Consider the following 17,087-nt stretch of genomic DNA (forward strand, 5'->3'; position numbering starts at 1 on the left):
CTTACCGGTCTTTGTAAATTTGCGTCCTCGTGAAAGCTCCCGCCGCGAATCTGTTGCGTGTGCGTTGCACTTAACTCTGAATTCAAAAAGTTTCATATCGGACATATCGGAGCAACCTGTATCTACATTTGGCGCCGGGTGCCTGGGGGATCGCCTTACCGGGTGTGACTTTGCGGGCAGACCTCCATTGTCGGCGTAGGAAATCTGTGCTGGATTTTTCTCAAAATCCTCCCGAAGCAGGGCTTTTCAGCCCGCGAGCGCATGCTTTACTCTCCGCCCCGTTTCTGGTCATTTACATCTGGTTACAAGCGGCGTTGTATGCGTTAGGCAGACATTGGGCTTAAAGAGCCTGTGGTTGCAGTGCATAGAAGCAGAAAGCCGCATCTATGCCGGAGCCACGGGTCACGATGAATCGCCTTTGCTATCGCATTGTTTTCAACCGCACACGTTCCATGTTGATGGCCGTGGCGGAGACGGCCTCGGGTCATGCCGGGGGCAAGTCCGTTGGCGAGCGCGGCAGCGCGGGCGGAAGACTTTCCGGTTCAACATGGTTCGGCGTGCCCGCTATCCGGTTGGCGGTCTGGGCATGCATGGGCTTGCCGATGGTGGCTGGCGCCCAGATCGTGGCCGACCCGAATTCGGGCGCCAACCGGCCCACCGTGATCTCCACGCCGAATGGCCTGCCGCAAGTCAATATCACGCGGCCGTCCGCTGCCGGGGTGTCCACCAACCACTACACCCAGTTCGACGTCAACAAGGCCGGCGCGATCCTCAACAACTCGCCAGTCATCACCAACACCCAGCAGGCGGGCTACATCAACGGCAACCCGAACCTGCTGCCCGGTGGATCCGCGCGGATCATCGTCAACCAGGTCAACAGCATGTCGCCCAGCCAGTTGCGCGGCTACCTGGAGGTGGCCGGGCAGCGTGCGGAAGTGATCGTGGCCAATCCGAACGGCATCCTGGTGGATGGCGCGGGCTTCATCAACACGAGCCGTGCCACGCTGACCACGGGTTTGCCGGTCTATGGCGGCAGCGGAAGCCTGGATGCGTTCCGTGTATCCGGCGGTCAAATCAGCATCGAGGGTGCAGGGTTGAACGCGGCCGGCGTCGACCAGGTGGACTTGATCGCGCGTGCGGTAAAGGCCAATGCGGCCGTCTACGCGAACCGGCTCAATGTGGTGGCCGGCGCAAATCAGGTGGACTACAACTCGCTCGATGCCACGGCCATCGCGGGTACCGGTGCGGCTCCGGCGACCGGCATCGACGTAAGCCAGCTCGGCGGCATGTACGCCAACAAGATCCTGCTGGCGTCGACGGAACATGGCGTGGGCGTGTCGCTGCGCGGTGTGATGGCCGCGCAGGCGGGCGATATGACGCTGACCTCGCAGGGCAAGCTCGTCCTTGCCGGGCAGACGAATGCCAGCGCCAATCTCGCTGTCTCGGCACGGGACGGCATCGACAACAGCGGCACGACCTACGCCGTCGGCGCGGTCGGCGTTCACACCGATGCCACGTTGAACAACAGCGGAACCTTGGCGGCGCAGCAGTCGCTCAGCGTGAATGCGCAGAGCGTGGCTTCGACGGGCACGCTGGCGGCGGGTTTGAGTCCGGACGGCATCCCGGTCGGTGGCGCTGATCTGACGGTGACCTCAACCGGGGCAATATCCGCAACCGGCCGGAATCTGGCCAGTGGCAATGCGGTGATCCAGGGCGAGAGCATCAGCATGGCGGGCAGTCAGACCGCGACAAATGGCAATCTCAGTCTTTCGGCAAGCGCAGGCGGCCTGGACCTGACAGGCGCGACCACGACGGCGGGGGCTGCTTTGCTGGTCAATGCCCGGGGCGCGCTGAGCAATGATCGGGGCCAGATGTCGAGTGGGGCGGGCGCCAACCTGACGGTGGGTAGTTTGTCCAACCGCGGCGCCCAGATCGAGGGTGGCGAGCTTGCCATCCGGACCACGGGCGACCTGAACAATCAGGGGGGCACCCTGAAGCAGGTGGGGCGGGGCGATACCACCATCATCGCCGGTGGCAAGCTGGATAACACCGGTGGAACCATCGCCGCCAATGGTCAGAGCCTGACGGTCGAAGGCGCCAGCCTGGTCAACGATGGTGGGCAGGTGTCACATGCGGGCACCGGTACGCTATCGTTGGCAAGCCAGGGCCGGACCGGCAACGCGGGCGGTGTCATCCAGACCAACGGCGGTCTCATCGCAAAGCTGGGCTCGCTTGATGGCGCCGGCGGCACAGTCTCGGCGCAGAAGGCGTTGGCGCTCGACGTGCAAGGCGCACTGGACAACGCCAATGGCACCTTGCACTCGGGCGACGCGCTCGTATTGCAGGCCGATGGCACCCTGACTAACGCCGGCGGCCGTATCGAGACTGCGGGCGCGCATGGTGCATTGTCCGTGTCCGCCGCTGGCATCGACAACACCGGTGGCCGTATCGCCAACGCTGGCGACGGCCTGACGCATGTCAGCGCGCAGCAAGAGATACGGAATGCCAAGGACGCAACTGGCGCAACCGGCCTGATCGGGGGCAACGGTGCGCTGACGCTGGATGCGGGAACCACCCTCACCAATCAGGGAACGATCACCGCGCGCGGTGATGCGACCGTCAACGCGCAGACCATCGTCAACGATGGCGGCAATCTGACCGCCAGCGGCGCGCTGCAAATAGCGAGCACGGGGGCGGCGAGCAATCGTGGCGGCACGATCTCCGCGGCGGCCACGACATTGAACGCTGCGTCGCTGGATAACGCTGGCGGGCGGCTCGATGGCGATCGCGTCAACGTTGCGACCACGGGAGATCTGTCCAACCGGGGTGGCACGATCAAGCAGTACGGTCAGGATGACACCAGCGTCCTGGCAGGCGGCAAGCTCGACAACACGGGCGGCACCATCGCGGCGAACGGCGCAAGTCTGACCGTCGACGCCGGCACGATAGCTAACGACAGCGGCCAGGTCTCCCATGCCGGCATGGGTAGCCTGTCAGTGACAAGCCAGGGAGCGCTCACCAACACCGGCGGCGCCATCCAGACCAACGGTGACCTCCAGGCGCAAGCCACCACGTTGGACAACAGCCGGGGCACGGTATCCGCACAGGGCAAGGCCACGGTCATCGCCGGTGGCAACCTGTCGAATCGGCAAGGCAGCGTCTATGGGAACGCGGGCCTGATACTGGCCAGCGGTGGCACCGTGGACAATTCCGCCGGCTCTGCGCAGACCGGCGGTGATCTGTCCGTTTCGGCGACTGGAGCCGTGCTGAACCAGGACGGCACCTTGGCCGCGAACGGTGCGCATGGCACCGCAACGGTTGCAGCAACGAGCATCGACAACACCCGTGGATCGCTCGTCAATGCGGGTGATGGCGCGACGACAGTCACGGCAACCAACGCACTGACGAACACGGCCGGCAAAGTGGGCGGTAACGGTGACGTCGCTGTCGCGGCGCAGACGCTTGCGAACAATACGAATGGCATGGCGGGTGGCCAGGTGGTAGCTGGCGGCGCACTGGACCTGAAAGTCAGGTCGCAAATCGACAATCGCGGTGGCATGCTGTACGGCCAGAGCCTGACGCTCAACCAGGCGGGTGCAACGCTCAACAATGCCGCCGGCCAGGTGCTGGGTGGCACCGACGTCAAGCTCAGTGTGGCGAGCTTGTCCAATCTGGCGGGTGCGGTCAAGGCGAACCAGGACGTTGCAGTGGCTGGCATCGTGTCCGGTAGTGGGACCATGATTGCCGGACGCAATCTCGCGCTGAACGTGGTCGGGGACTACACCAACGACGCGTCCAATCTGCTGCGGGCGAACGGGAACATGCAGGTGACGGCCACCGGCACGCTCACCAATACGGGAACCCTGGCAACCGCTGGTGCGCTGACGGTCTCTGGTGCCAATGTGGTCAACGGGGCCGCGGCGGACATCAATTCGTCCGACACGACTGTCACGGCCGGTAACGCCCTCTCGAATGCCGGGCGCATCGAGGGCGACACGGTTCGAGTCGCTGGTCCGACGGTGATCAACACGGGCACCGTCATCGGCAACAATGTCCAGGTGCAAGGGACCGATATCGTCAACAACGGGCCGTCGGCGCTCATGGCGGCGGTCCGGAACCTGAACCTCTACGCCGGCAACTCGGTGCAGAACCTGGAGGGCGGCACCCTCTACAGCGCGGGCAACCTGCAGATTGCCCGCGATGGTACGCGCGATGCCAGCACCGGGCTGCTTGCCAATCAGGTGAATACGCTGATCAACCGATCGTCCACGATCGAGGCCGATGGGGACATCGACATCGCGGCCAATCAGGTCAGCAATACACGCACGAGCATTGTGACGACGGCTGGAACGCCGGTGCAGACCGCTGTAAAGACGCTCACGCTTTGGCAGGCCGGGCTGTCCGGTGCCGACCTGAACGTTCACGTCAGCCTGACCTTTCCGGGCTGGGTCTGGAGTACGTCGAATGCGCCAATCAGCACGCCGCAAACCAATGCGTTGCGCGCACCCATCACGGTGACGGTGGACAAGTCGACGGTGGCGAACCTCAACACCAGCAACCAGACGCTGTCCTTCACCCAATCGCCGATCGAGGAATACGGCGGTCTGTTGCCGGGACCAAACTGCGACATCGACACCGGCATCTGCACGCGGCCAATTGCCACCCGACCTACCCAGTACTATCAGTCGATCCAGGACAACGGCTCGACCTACAGCATCACCTTCTGGCCGGACTGGGACCCGAACATCCATATCCGGCCGGATGAAGTCCGTCAGGCAAACTTCGGTCACGACTTCAACGAGATCTCACGCACGACCGTCACGATGACGGCCACTGACCAGCTCGTGAGCGCTACCGACGCGGCGAGGATTCAGGCGGCGGGAAATATCCGCATCAATAGCAACAACGGCAACATCCTGAACCAGTCCTCGACAATGGCAGCCGGAGGCAGCCTGGTGCGGGTAGCGGCAAACGGCACGATTCAGGATGTGGGCACGGTGCTGCAGCAAACCGTCACCACGCAAGATGCCTCCACGTTCTATTGGCATCAGCGCACAGGCGGCAGCCAGGAATGGCAGGTCGTGGCATTCCCGGATGCGCCACAGGCACCGACCACGACGGCCGCGCTGCCGGCCATCGCAACAGCCAATCAGGCAGTGCAGACCACGGCCCAGAACGTGACAGTGGCCTCGGTGAACACAGTCGGTGCAGCAGTTACCGGTAGCAGCGTGGCAGGTGGCGGTGCCAGCGGCACCCAACTGGCGGGTGCATCGGGCGCCGCCGGTGCGGCCGCTGCCGTCAACGCGAATGGCAGCGGCGCGGTCGCGGCTGCCGTGCAGACGCTGGGCACGGCCCAGGGTGGCATTCCAAACCTCAAGCTGCCGACCAACGGCTTGTACCGTATCCGTACCGCGCCGGGCGATACCTACCTCGTCGCCACGGACCCGCGCTTCACGCAGTACACCAACTTCATCTCCAGCGACTACATGCTCAACGCGCTGGGCCTGGATCCACAGAAGACACAGAAGCGCCTGGGCGATGGATTCTATGAAGAGAAACTGGTCCGCGATCAGATCACGCAACTGACGGGCAAGACGTTCCTGACCGGCTACACCGACCAGTTGGAGGAATACAAGGCGCTGATGAACAACGGCGTCACCTATGCCAAGACGTTTGATCTCACGCCTGGCGTGGGTTTGACCGACGAGCAGATGCGCCAGCTCACCACCGATATGGTGTGGATGGTGTCGCAGGATGTGACGTTGCCCGATGGCACGACGCAATCGGTACTGGTGCCCAAGGTCTATCTGGCGCAAGGCAATGGCGTGGACCTGAACGCCACGGGCGCACTCGTCGCCGGCAAATCCGTGGCGATTAGCGCCACCGGCAACGTGGAGAACAGCGGCGCGATCGTTGGGGACATCGCCACGCAGGTAGTGGGCGGCAATATTGTCAACCGGGGCAGCATCGGTGGAACAGGTACGACCGTTGTAAGCGCCACGCAGGATGTGCGCAATCTTGGCGGCCGTATTGGCGGGCAGGATGTGGTGGTATCCGCCGGGCGAGATGTCATCAACGAATCGCAGACGATCACCAATACCACCACACTGGCCAACGGCAATAGTGCGAGCGCCACCGGGGTTGGCGCGGCGGCGTCGATCTCGGGGACGAACAACGTGGCTGTGCTGGCCGGGCGTGACATCAGCATGGTGGGCGCGGGGGTCAATGCCGGGAGCAATGCGTTGCTGGCCGCGGGGCGGGATATCAACCTCGGCACTATCGTGACGGGCACGACGCAGGATGCGACGGCGCATGGTGGGCAGGACTATTTGCGTGATCGGACGGTCATCAACCAGGGCAGCACCGTGCAAGCTGGTGGCAGCGTGACAGCCGTCGCCGGCCGGGACGTGACCTTGACAGGATCCGCGATCGACGCCGGAGGCGACGCCGCACTCGTTGCGGGGCGCAACACCACGGTGACGGCTGCGATGGACTCGCGCACGCAAGAGGCAGGCGCGTTCAGCAACAAGGCGTCGCAGTTTACGCAGTCTGGGTATGACGAAGGCGCGCGGAGTAGTTCCGTACGCGCAGGCGATAACGTCGTGCTCGGCGCTGGCCAGACGGCGGCGGCTTCTATTCTGCAGGCGAATGGCATTGCGCCGGTGCCCACGGAGAACGACGGAAAAGGCAACCTTTCAATCCTGGCTTCGTCGGTCACAACGGGTGGCGAGAATGGCGGCGGGGGGGCGGCCAAGCTTGCGGCGTCCGGGGACGTCACAATCGGCACCGTTACGGAACAGCACACCTCGGATAGCTGGTCGAAGTCGAGTGAGTCTGGGTTCCTGTCGAAAAAGCAGACCACTACGCAAAGCAGTCAGCAACAAACGGTTGCAGTCGGCTCGCTGGTGTCGGCCGACAGTGTCACAGCCAGTGCTGGGCGCGACCTCACCGTGATGGGATCCAACGTTGCCGGTAGCGGCGACGTCGCCTTGCACGCTGACCGCAATCTTGTCATCGGCGCTGCGGAAAACACCGCTTCCAGCACTACGTCGCAGGAGACCCGCACGTCCGGCATGTTCTCTGGCGGCGGCGCGTCGGTGACCTTCGGCAAACAGCAAGTCAATCAGACTCAGACCCAGCAGTCCACGACGCACACCGGCTCGGTGGTCGGCAGCGTTGGCGGTAACGTCAGTCTGAGCGCGGGCGAAGGCTATTCGCAGACGGGCAGTACTGTCACGGCGCTACAAGGCGACATCGATATTCGAGCCAAGTCGGTCGATATTGCTGCCGCGATGGACTCGTGGCAGTCCAATCAGGAAACGCACTTCAAGCAGAGCGGCCTGACTATTGCCGTTTCCAACCCGATCCTTGCCGCTGTGCAGACGGCGACCCAAATGGCTCAGGCGCAAAGCCAGACCAGCGACCCGCGCATGAAGGCGCTCGCTGGAGCAGCTACGGGTTTGGCGGGTAAGAACGCTTACGACGCAGTGAGTAAGGACCCACAAGCGGCAGGCGGCATCACGCTAAGTATCACGGTGGGCGGCTCGAAGAGCGACAGTACGCAGACGCAGAGCAGCACGACGGCAGTTGGCAGCCAGGTCAACGCGGGCGGCAATGTCAGCATCCGGGCGACTGGTGACGGTCAGAACAGCAACATCAATGTCGTGGGCAGCGATCTCAAGGCCGGCAATGACCTACTGCTGAAGGCCGACAATGCGGTCAACCTGCAGGCTGCGGCCAATACGGCTGATCAGCACAGTAGCAGCAAGAGTGTGTCTGGTGGTATTGGACTTGCAATCAGCTATGGTTCCCAAGGTGCGGCCATTGGCGTCACGGCCAACGCGTCGGCGGCCCGAGGCAATGCCGACGGAAACGATGTGACATGGACGAACAGTCATGCGACGGCAGGTAACACGCTTACGATCGAATCCGGCGGCGACACCAATATCCGAGGCGCGGTGGCGTCTGGCAATCAGGTGGTGGCGAACGTCGGTGGCAATCTGAACCTGGAGAGCCTGCAGGACACCAGCACTTATCACAGCAAAGACCAGTCGGCCAGCGGAAGCGTGACGGCGGGCATTGGTTTTTCGGGGAGTGCCAGCATCAGCCAGCAGAAGATGGACAGCGACTTCGCCAGCGTCGGCGAGCAGTCTGCGATCCGGGCCGGTACTGGTGGCTACCAGGTGGACGTCAAGGGCAATACGGACCTGAAGGGCGCGGTCATTGCGGGGGGCAGCGCGGACAAGAACAGTCTGTCGACCGATACGCTGACCGTCAGTAACATCGAAAATCACGCTCACTACAGCGCCAGCAGCATCGGGATCGGTGGCGGTTTTTCGTTCGGAGGCAATAGCGGCAAATCGGGGGTGGGCGTCAACCAGAGCGGACAAGCGTCCACTGCGGGTTCCGGTGCCGTGCCCGGCACCGATTTGCCGACCACGGGAGGTGGCGGGCAGGGCTTTTCGGCCGCGCCGCCGATGGTGGCTGCGGCGTCAGGCAGTGCAAGCAGCACGACGCAAAGCGGAATCAGCGCTGGCAGCATCACGATTCGCAACGACGCCAAGCAACAGGAGCTCACTGGAAAGAGCGCTACCGACACCGTTGCCAGCGTTAATCGGGACACGACGAACACCGCGAATTCGCTGAGTCCCATCTTCGATGCCAATGAGATCAAGGCGGACTTCCAGATCGTTGGGGCGCTGCAGCGTGAAGCTGGGGTGTTCCTGAACAACCGGGCGGCTGAAGCCGAGTCGGCCAAGAAGGCGGCGGACGCTGCCGCCAAGGACCCGACCGTTTCGCCTGAGAAGCTGGCGGAGCTGCAGCAGCAGGCCGATGATCTTGCGACATGGGGTCAAGGCGGAACTTATCGCCGCGTCGCGACGGCTTTGACGGCGGCGGCCAGCGGGAATGTAACCGGGTCGAGTGCCCAGTTCGTGCAAAGCGCCGCAGTGGGGTATTTGCAGGGGTTGGCAGCAAGCCAGGTAAAGGATCTGGCCGATTCACTCGGTAAGGGCACGCCTGAAGCGGAGACTGCGCGCGCAGCATTGCACGCTATCGTGGGCTGCGCCGGGGCGGCCGCTGCCAATCAGGCTTGCGGAACGGGTGCTATGGGGGCGGCAGCGGCCTCAGTGCTTGGTTCGCTGCTGAGTCCGACAGAAGGCATGACCGCTGGGCAGAAGCAGGCACGCGAGAACGCGATTCAGAGCCTGGTGGCGGGTGTGGCCGGAGCCGTGGGAGGAAACGCTGCGACCGCGATGAATGCGGCGACGTTTGAGATAGAGAACAACGCGCTCTATGTCAACAACAATCGGGTAGCCAAGTTCAAGGCAGCTGCTTCCGCTGTGCTGCAGCAGCAGTGCGGTGGCGATTCGGCTTGCCTGCAAAAAGGGTTCCGCGACCTGGACAAGCAGGCCGCCACGCTGGACGCGATCATCGAGCTTTCCAAGCGTCCCCAGTTGACGCTAGAGCAATCCGAGAAGCTGACGCAATCGGTGCTTGAGCTTATGCCTGTGATGGGCAATGCCGAGTCCGTCATGCAGCTTATTACCGGCAAGAGCTCTGTGAGCGGGGAAGAGGCCAGCCGATTCTGGGCCTCGGTCGGTTTGGTTCCTTTGGCTGGAGGCATACTGGAACGAGCAGGTGCCAGCGCGTTGGATGTGGTCAAGGCATTCCTGGCTGCCGATAAAGTAGCGGACTCGACCAAAGCTGCCGGCCTTATCAATGACGCAAACCGCCTCTTCAAGCAATACGCTGACGATATCGAAACGCAGACTGGTTATCGCCTCAATGAAGCGCAGCGTGCAGCCCTGGCGCAGGAAATGCGGACGACGAATCACGCTGTGACCTTGAGTCCAGAGCAAAACAAGGTTTTGCGCAATGAATTCAACAGCCAGAAGAATGATCTCATTCTCGAGTGGGAACAGAAAACCGGTCAAAAATGGCCAACATATGAAGTTCAGAGAAACGGGCGTGTTGAAATCTGGCAAGCTGACGCGCACCACGTCATTCCGGTGACAAATGCTGGCCCAGCGGAATGGTGGAACATTACGCCTGCCCTACCTGCCGAGCACCGGGCCATTCATGGCGCGGGCGGGCCACTGAAACAGTTGCAAGACGGAACTAACTGACATGTTCGAATTCTTGAGGCCTCTTGTCCGCATCCCTTCGCCAACCTTGCGTCTGGGGTTGTTCGAAAACGGTTTCTTTCCAGTCGATCATGCCCTGATATTTGAAGCCGAAGAGAGGCTTGGCTACACGTTCCCAGACGAATTGCGCGCTTTCTACATTGAAATCGGCGAGGGAAGATTGCAGTCGGGGGAAGAAGCCCGCCTTGTTTCACATTCACATAATTCCGTGATCCACCCGACGGATATACCGAAGTTGCTCGACGGAACATGTGAATGGATGATGCCGTACACGGAAATCCAACCTGATGTTCTCCCGTTTTTCGATCGGGACCTCGATCTGTTTTTGTGTCTCCGGCCCCGCAGTGAAAACCCAAATGCCGTCTACTGGATGTGGGGTGACAGGATCTGCGACTCGCTAGTAGAGTTTTTTCAGCGGTTGATGGTCGATCCGGATTGGTTTAATCCGCCAAAGAGTCGCTCGACGGGGCATTGACTGCAGCCAAGCCTGTCAAGGCTACGGAATTAAATTTGATTCGGGGTTGAAGTTGAATTCATATTTAGAAATGTATAACAAGATTCGGCGAATCTTGATGATTTTTTCTTTGCTTGTTTCTGCGGGCATAACGGGTTGTGCGAGCACGCCTTACTACAAGCATCGAAGCTACAACGCCAGTAACGGCGTTGTGGTTGGCACCATCTATGAACGTGCGGTGTTCGTGCCATATGGCACTACGTTCGTCCTGATGGACGACAAGGGAAACAAGTATCGGCTGAATCGGATGCGGATCAAGGGGTTTGCGTTCCAGGAAACGAGACCCACTGGCGCTGGTACGACTTTCGCGCTCGAACTGCCACCCGGATCCTATAAGGTCGTGCAATGGTGGCTGGATTACGGGTCGATGGACAAGAAATCAGAAACCGTTCCAGACAACGCCGGTTTTGTAGTGGAGGCTGGCAAGTTTTCGTATATCGGCAGGTTGGATGCCAACCGGTTCATGGAGGTGGCATCGATCGAAGACCACTTCGACGAAGATCTGCCTCGGCTTAAGCGCCATGCGGATCTTGCGAAGCGTGAGATTACAAACCAATCGATCACGCTGAAAGGTTGGTGGCTGCCGAATCCGACGGGCAAGCGCATGGGATTCGAGGCACCCAAGTAAGTTGCTGCCAACGATATACGGGCCAAGGACAGTTAGGTTTCTGAGACCTCACAGCCGCGCCACGAACACACGACACTACCGCACTCGTAGTTCCGATTCGCCAATTCCACATGAAGTCCTACCTTTTCGCAGCCCTATCCCTGTCAAGCGCCACCGCCGTGGCCGCCTCGCAATCCGTCGTCCTGGAAACCCCCATCACCTACGCCCCCGGCGCCGAAGTGGTCGAGCGAGTCAAAACCGAATGCCATATCGAAGACATGCTCGCAAACCATGTCGGCGAAGTCCTGCGCAAACGCAACAAGGGCAGTGCAGGGACGATCGAATCAGGCGTCGATCCCAATGGCGCCAAAGTCCTCAAACTCCAGATTTCTCACGTGCTCGGTATTGGTGGCGGCGCGTGGACAGGCCCGAAGGCCATCACCGTGATGGCGGATCTGGTGGAAGACGGCAAGGTTGTTCGACATACCAAAGTGAATCGCTGGTCCGTCGGCGGATTCTGGGGCGCATTCAAGGGAACCTGCTCGATTCTGGATCGCAGTGCCATCGTGATTGCCAAGGATATGGCCCGGTGGGTACGTGACCCGTCCTATGTCGTGAAGGATGAAGGCCCGCCGAAAGAAACGGGGGAAACGGCAGCTTCCGATCCCGCGGCCGCAACCCCCGACGCGCACGCAACCGAGCCTGCAGCGGCAACCGCTGAGTAACCACCCCTCCTGATCATTTGCCACGCTTTGGCGGGTGCGAAAGCCCCCGTCCGGCCCCAGTTACGCCGATGTCCTTCAAACCGTCGCACATTGCCACCGCCGCGTCACTTGCGCTCAGCCTTTCGAGTTTGCCGTCATCCGTGATGGCGCAAGTCCCGCCGATTCCTAATCAGGCCGCCGCCGCTTTGAGCAATGCCGAGCAGGAGCAGCGCAACCTCCAGCAGCGGGAATCCCGCGAGCGTGCTGCCATCGTCGACGCGCCGGCCGTGCGCGCCGAGGCCATCGCGCGGGCCGAATATCCGCCGCTGCCAACGGAAACTCCGTGCTTCCGCATCGAGCGCTTTGTACTCGAGGTCCCCAAAGACCTGCCGGCCGATCTGCGAGAGAGCGGCGCCTCGGCCTTGCCGATGGACCCGTTTGCGTTCGCGCGACTCTGGCTTGAGCACTATCAGGGCCAGTGCGTCGGCAAGCAGGGCGTTGAGACGCTGGTGAAGGGCGTCTCGCAAGCGATCCTGTCGAAGGGATATGTGACCACGCGCATATTGGTGCCGGAGCAGGACCTGTCCTCCGGCGTGCTGAAGCTGGCCCTGATTCCAGGCGTGATCGGCGATATCCGCTTCAGCGAGCCCGACCTGTGGGGCACATGGAAGAGCGCCTTCCCCACCGCCCCCGGCGAACTGCTGAACCTGCGCGACCTGGAACAAGGTCTGGAGCAGATGAAACGCGTAGCCAGCCAGGACGTCGACATGCAGGTCGTGCCGACATCGGTGCCGGGACGCAGCGATGTCGTGATATCCGTCAAACGAAGCAAGCCCTGGACGCTGGTAGCCTCCGTCGACAACTCGGGATCACGTTCCACCGGCAAGTGGCAGGGGAATCTGAGCCTGGGTATCGACAACCCGCTGGGCCTGAGCGATATGTTCAACATCGGCTACAACCAGGACCTGATGTTCAGCAACAAGGAACATGGCACGCGCGGTTGGAATGGCTTCTATTCGATTCCTTGGGGCTACTGGACGGCGACGTTGTCCGCCTACAGCAGCAATTACTTCCAGCAGATTGCAGGTGTGAATACGACGTTTATTTCCAGTGGTAAATCCGAGAACGTCGACTTGAAATTGCACCGGGTGCTTCGACGCAGTCAGAGCGATGTGTTCGGCATGCAGGTGCGGTTGACACGTCGATTTGGTAAAAGCTACATAGACGACACAGAGATTCCGCAGCAGCGCCGCAATAATACAATCCTTGAGTTCGGATTGACCGACCGCCATTACTTCGGTCAATCACAACTCGATGCCACGCTGGCATTCCGCCAGGGTATCGGCGCGCTGGGCGCGCAGCCCGATGCGCTAGCTGCGGAAGACGGTCCGACCTGGCGTTACAGGATGATGGTGTTCGATGCCAACCTGTCGGTGCCATTCAAGGTTGCGGGTCAGCCTCTGCGTTATGTCACGACGTTGCGGGGTCAATTCACCAATGACCGGCTGTATTACGTCGATGATCTGACGATCGGCAGCCGATATACCGTGCGAGGCTTTGATGGAGAAAGCCAGCTTGCCGGTGAGCGCGGCTTCTACTGGCGTAACGAACTGCAACTGCCGTTTGGGACGAGCGGCCAAAGCGTGTACGCTGGCGTCGACTATGGCCGCGTATATGGCCCGTCGACGCAAATGCTGGTCGGAAATCAGCTGGCTGGCGCGGTACTCGGTATGCGCGGTGGTATCGGTTCGTCGACGTTCGGAGGCGTCTCTTACGATGTCTTTGTTGGAATGCCCGTCTACAAGCCGGAGCAGTTTCACACGGCCAGCATCACGGCCGGCATGCAGATTGTGTATCAGTACTGAATCCAGTGCCTCAGGCGGAAAAAAGAGTGCAAAACGCACCGCCCCACCTTTCGCCCAGGACGTAGCAATAGCGATTCAAAAACAGAGAGAGAAATGAAAATCAGCGGATTTACGTTCCTGCGCAACGGGACGATTCTCGGCTATCCGTATGTCGAGAGTCTGCGCAGTTTGTTGTCGGTGTGCGACGAGGTGGTGGTCGCGGTGGGTGCCAGTGAGGACGATACGCTGGAGCGCGTACGTGCCATCGGAGATCCGCGCATTCGCGTGATCGAGACAACCTGGAACGAGGCAATGCGCACGGCGGGTTATGTGTATGCGCAGCAGAAGATGATTGCGCAGTTCAATTGCACCGGCGACTGGGCGTTTTATCTGGAGGGCGACGAGATCCTCCACGAGGCCGACATCGGGCGGATTCGCGCGGCGATGGAAAAGCATCAGAACAACCCCAACGTCGAAGCGCTGGTTTTCGATTTTCATCACTTCTATGGCTGTCCGGACCTGGTCGCCCAAAGTCCCGGCTGGTATCGGCATGCCCCGCGAATCATTCGCAATAACCTTCGTACGCTTGCGCCAGACGGCTTGTTCTGGATGGTCATGGAGAAGAACCGTCGCAACCGCTATCCACGCGCGGCAATGGTCGGATGCCCGATCTATCACTATGGCCACGTTCGCAGCATCAACAAGATGCGCCAGAAGAACCAGCAGGTCTGCCAGTACTGGAATCACAAGTCCAATTTCCTGGACTACAGTCGTATCGACGCCGCGATCCTGCAGCCCTTCGACGGCACCCATCCAAGCATCGTGCAGTCGTGGCTCGAGGACTCAGCGGAGAAGACGTTCCAGCCTGACCCCGCGTATCGGCTCAGTAACCGCGACAAGCGGCACCGCATGCTGACCAGAATCGAACAGCTGCTGCGCCGTGATCTGACGCGCAAGCACTATGACCTGATCGCGTAGCGAATGGCCCATGCCCGAGGCGGCACGGCCTGCCAGGGTAAGGCGGCCGCCGGGACGAATGGCGTGCGGCAACCGCCGCAACCACATCGCAAATGAAAAAGGCCCGGCATCGTGCCGGGCCGTAAGTACCACCCTCGTTGCTTAGCTGCTCCCGGCGATCAATCGGCCTGGATCGCAAACTCCTTCACCAGTTTTGTATAGCGCGCGTAGTCGGCCGCGATCAGCTTCTGCAGCACGGCCGGCTCTCCGCCCACGGGCGTCACGGCAATTGTTGCCATGCGCGCGATCACATCGGGTTGTTTCAGGATCTCGTTCACATGGCCGTTGAGCGTGCGGACGATTTCCGGCGGCAGATTCTTCGGACCCAGCAGGGCCTGCCACGCGCCGATTTCCACATCCTTGTAGCCCAGTTCCGCCAGCGTCGGCACATTCGGCGCGAACGGCGAACGCTTGAGGTCGGCCACGGCCAGCGGCACCAGGCTGCCATTGCCTACGTACTGCGCCACGGCGCCATAGGTGACGTAGGTCATCGGCACCTGGCCGCCCAATACGTCGACGATGGCCGGTGCCGTGCCGCGGTAGGGCACCTGCGAGATCTTGACGTTGGCGGACTTGTTGAACAGCTCGCCCATGATGTGCATCGGCGATCCATTGCCCGGCGTGGCGTAGGTTTCCAATTTCCCGGCCTTGGCGCGCGAGACAAGGTCGCTCATCCGGGTGATGCCGCTGTTCTTGTTCACGACGACGAACAGCGATTGCGTGCCAAGTTCGGCAATCGGCGTCAGGTCGTTCAGCACATCGTAGGTGGCACCCGTGCCGGCCTTCAGCACCAGCGGCGCGATCGATACGGTGTTCGGCGCCAGCAGCAGCGTATAGCCGTCGGCGGCGGCACGTGCAACATAGGCGCTGCCGATGGTGCCGGCGGCACCGGTGCGGTTTTCCACTACCACCGACTGCTTCAGCCGGGCGGCCAGCTTTTCCGCCATCAGGCGGGCCAGTACATCGGTGTCGCCGCCGGCGGGATAGGCCACCACGATCGTGATCGGCTTGTTGGGGTAGCCGCCCTGGGCCATCGATGGGGCGGTGCTGAGCAGGGCGGCAGTGCCAATGGCCGCGCCAATTGCGCCAAGGACGATGCGGCGGACAGTATTCGGTTTCATGTTTTGCCTCACGCTCAGAAGATGTGCTTGATGCCGACCATCGCGCCAATCTGCTGGCCGCCCGGCTTCGGATTGGCGCCGGCCTGCGCGCCGCTCACGGACATCGCCAGCGTGCCGTCGTTGTTGATGTAACCGGCGGTGGCGTAGACGGCGGTGCGCTTGCTGAAGTTGTACATGCCGCGGATGGCATACAGCATCGCCTTGTTGTCGCTGTTCTGGTAGTTCAGGTAGTAGACCTGGCCGGCCAGCGTAAAGGCAGGGGTGATGTCGTACGCGGCGCCGATGTAGTAGAGCTCCGACAGCGGCGTCGGGCTGCCCTGGTTCTCGCGGCGGATCACGCCGGCACCGATTTTGGTCCGGTCCAGCAGCACATAGCCGGCAATCGATGCGCGGTCGTCGCGCAGACTGCTGCTGGTCAGGCCGCCGAAGGCACCCGGGCCGCCACGCTGCGAATCGTACGCAGCCGTGATGCCCCACCATTTCTGATCCCAGCCGATCATCGCGGACCATTCGCGGCACTGGCTCTTGTTGGCCGGGTTTTCGCCGGCGCAGTTGCTGCCGGACGGGCTCGGGCCGGCATTGACGGTGTCGCGGCCAAAGCTGTACGTGGCGCCGAGGGTCAGGCCGCCGAACGTGCCTTTATAAGCGATCGAATTGTCGGCGCGCGTGTTGGGCAGATAGCTGTCCAGTGACCCGGAGCCGAACGCGTTCGGGCCCAGGATGTCCGGATCGAGCGTGGCCCAGAACAGCATCGTGTACTGACGGCCAAACGAGATCTGGCCCCACTTGTTCGATTGCAGGCCCACCAGTGCCTGCCGGCCAAACAGCCGGCCGCCCTGGTTGGCGTTGCCCGAATCGGGCGCGAAGCCGCCTTCGAGTACGAACACGCTCTTCAGGCCATCGCCCAGATCTTCGGTGCCGCGCAGACCCCAGCGCGATGGCACGGTGCCGGTCAGCGTGTTCATGCGGACCACGCTATTGCCCGCGGCGCCGACGTTGTTGACGAATTCCACGCCAGTGTCCACCACGCCATACATGGTGACGGACTGTGCTGTGGCCAGCAGGGGCGCAGCGGCAAGCAGGGCCGCCGCGTACTTTGCGATCTTCATCTACCGTTTCCTTCTCTTGTCTTGTG

General features: G+C 61.6%; 8 protein-coding genes. 6 read left to right on the top strand and 2 right to left on the bottom strand.

The genetic code is table 11. The features are described from left to right. Positions 1 to 407 precede the first annotated feature (407 nt). The 6 genes from AC3FLX_RS02375 (at position 408) to AC3FLX_RS02400 (ending at position 14,792) form a co-directional block, all read left to right on the top strand. On the top strand, positions 408 to 10,127 hold the full coding sequence (locus AC3FLX_RS02375) for a hemagglutinin repeat-containing protein (protein WP_488693502.1): 9,720 nt from the start codon (positions 408 to 410) through the stop codon (positions 10,125 to 10,127). 1 nt (position 10,128) lies between these two features. Then, positions 10,129 to 10,620, top strand: a complete 492-nt coding sequence (locus AC3FLX_RS02380; protein ID WP_488693504.1) for an SMI1/KNR4 family protein — start codon at positions 10,129 to 10,131, stop codon at positions 10,618 to 10,620. A gap of 70 nt (positions 10,621 to 10,690) precedes the next feature. Beyond that, a complete protein-coding gene (locus tag AC3FLX_RS02385) occupies positions 10,691 to 11,287 on the top strand; it encodes a hypothetical protein (protein ID WP_488693505.1) in 597 nt (198 codons plus the stop codon). Positions 11,288 to 11,397: 110 nt separating this feature from the next. Next, positions 11,398 to 11,991 (top strand): hypothetical protein, encoded by a 594-nt coding sequence (locus AC3FLX_RS02390; RefSeq protein ID WP_488693507.1) that lies wholly within the window; start codon positions 11,398 to 11,400, stop codon positions 11,989 to 11,991. 68 nt (positions 11,992 to 12,059) lie between these two features. Beyond that, positions 12,060 to 13,835: a ShlB/FhaC/HecB family hemolysin secretion/activation protein gene (locus AC3FLX_RS02395; protein ID WP_488693508.1), complete on the top strand. Its 1,776-nt coding sequence runs from the start codon at positions 12,060 to 12,062 to the stop codon at positions 13,833 to 13,835. A 93-nt stretch (positions 13,836 to 13,928) separates the two neighbouring features. Next, complete coding sequence (locus AC3FLX_RS02400; protein ID WP_488693509.1) at positions 13,929 to 14,792, top strand: glycosyltransferase; 864 nt, start codon at positions 13,929 to 13,931, stop codon at positions 14,790 to 14,792. A 158-nt stretch (positions 14,793 to 14,950) separates the two neighbouring features. Here the strand turns inward: AC3FLX_RS02400 and AC3FLX_RS02405 are convergent, their stop codons facing one another. Both AC3FLX_RS02405 and AC3FLX_RS02410 read right to left on the bottom strand, forming a co-directional pair. Then, positions 14,951 to 15,952: a Bug family tripartite tricarboxylate transporter substrate binding protein gene (locus AC3FLX_RS02405; protein WP_488693510.1), complete on the bottom strand. Its 1,002-nt coding sequence runs from the start codon at positions 15,950 to 15,952 to the stop codon at positions 14,951 to 14,953. A 14-nt stretch (positions 15,953 to 15,966) separates the two neighbouring features. Further along, entirely contained in the window at positions 15,967 to 17,061 is a 1,095-nt protein-coding gene (locus AC3FLX_RS02410; protein WP_488693511.1) for a porin, read from the bottom strand. Positions 17,062 to 17,087 lie beyond the last annotated feature (26 nt).

The organism is Cupriavidus sp. 291-E7 (assembly GCF_057798835.1).

Excerpts from the sequence above, each read along its gene's own strand:
- AC3FLX_RS02375 (WP_488693502.1), top strand. The coding sequence starts at position 408 with ATGAATCGCCTTTGCTATCGCATTGTTTTCAACCGCACACGTTCCATG.
- AC3FLX_RS02380 (WP_488693504.1), top strand. The coding sequence starts at position 10,129 with ATGTTCGAATTCTTGAGGCCTCTTGTCCGCATCCCTTCGCCAACCTTG.
- AC3FLX_RS02385 (WP_488693505.1), top strand. The coding sequence starts at position 10,691 with ATGTATAACAAGATTCGGCGAATCTTGATGATTTTTTCTTTGCTTGTT.
- AC3FLX_RS02390 (WP_488693507.1), top strand. The coding sequence starts at position 11,398 with ATGAAGTCCTACCTTTTCGCAGCCCTATCCCTGTCAAGCGCCACCGCC.
- AC3FLX_RS02395 (WP_488693508.1), top strand. The coding sequence starts at position 12,060 with ATGTCCTTCAAACCGTCGCACATTGCCACCGCCGCGTCACTTGCGCTC.
- AC3FLX_RS02400 (WP_488693509.1), top strand. The coding sequence starts at position 13,929 with ATGAAAATCAGCGGATTTACGTTCCTGCGCAACGGGACGATTCTCGGC.
- AC3FLX_RS02405 (WP_488693510.1), bottom strand. The coding sequence starts at position 15,952 with ATGAAACCGAATACTGTCCGCCGCATCGTCCTTGGCGCAATTGGCGCG.
- AC3FLX_RS02410 (WP_488693511.1), bottom strand. The coding sequence starts at position 17,061 with ATGAAGATCGCAAAGTACGCGGCGGCCCTGCTTGCCGCTGCGCCCCTG.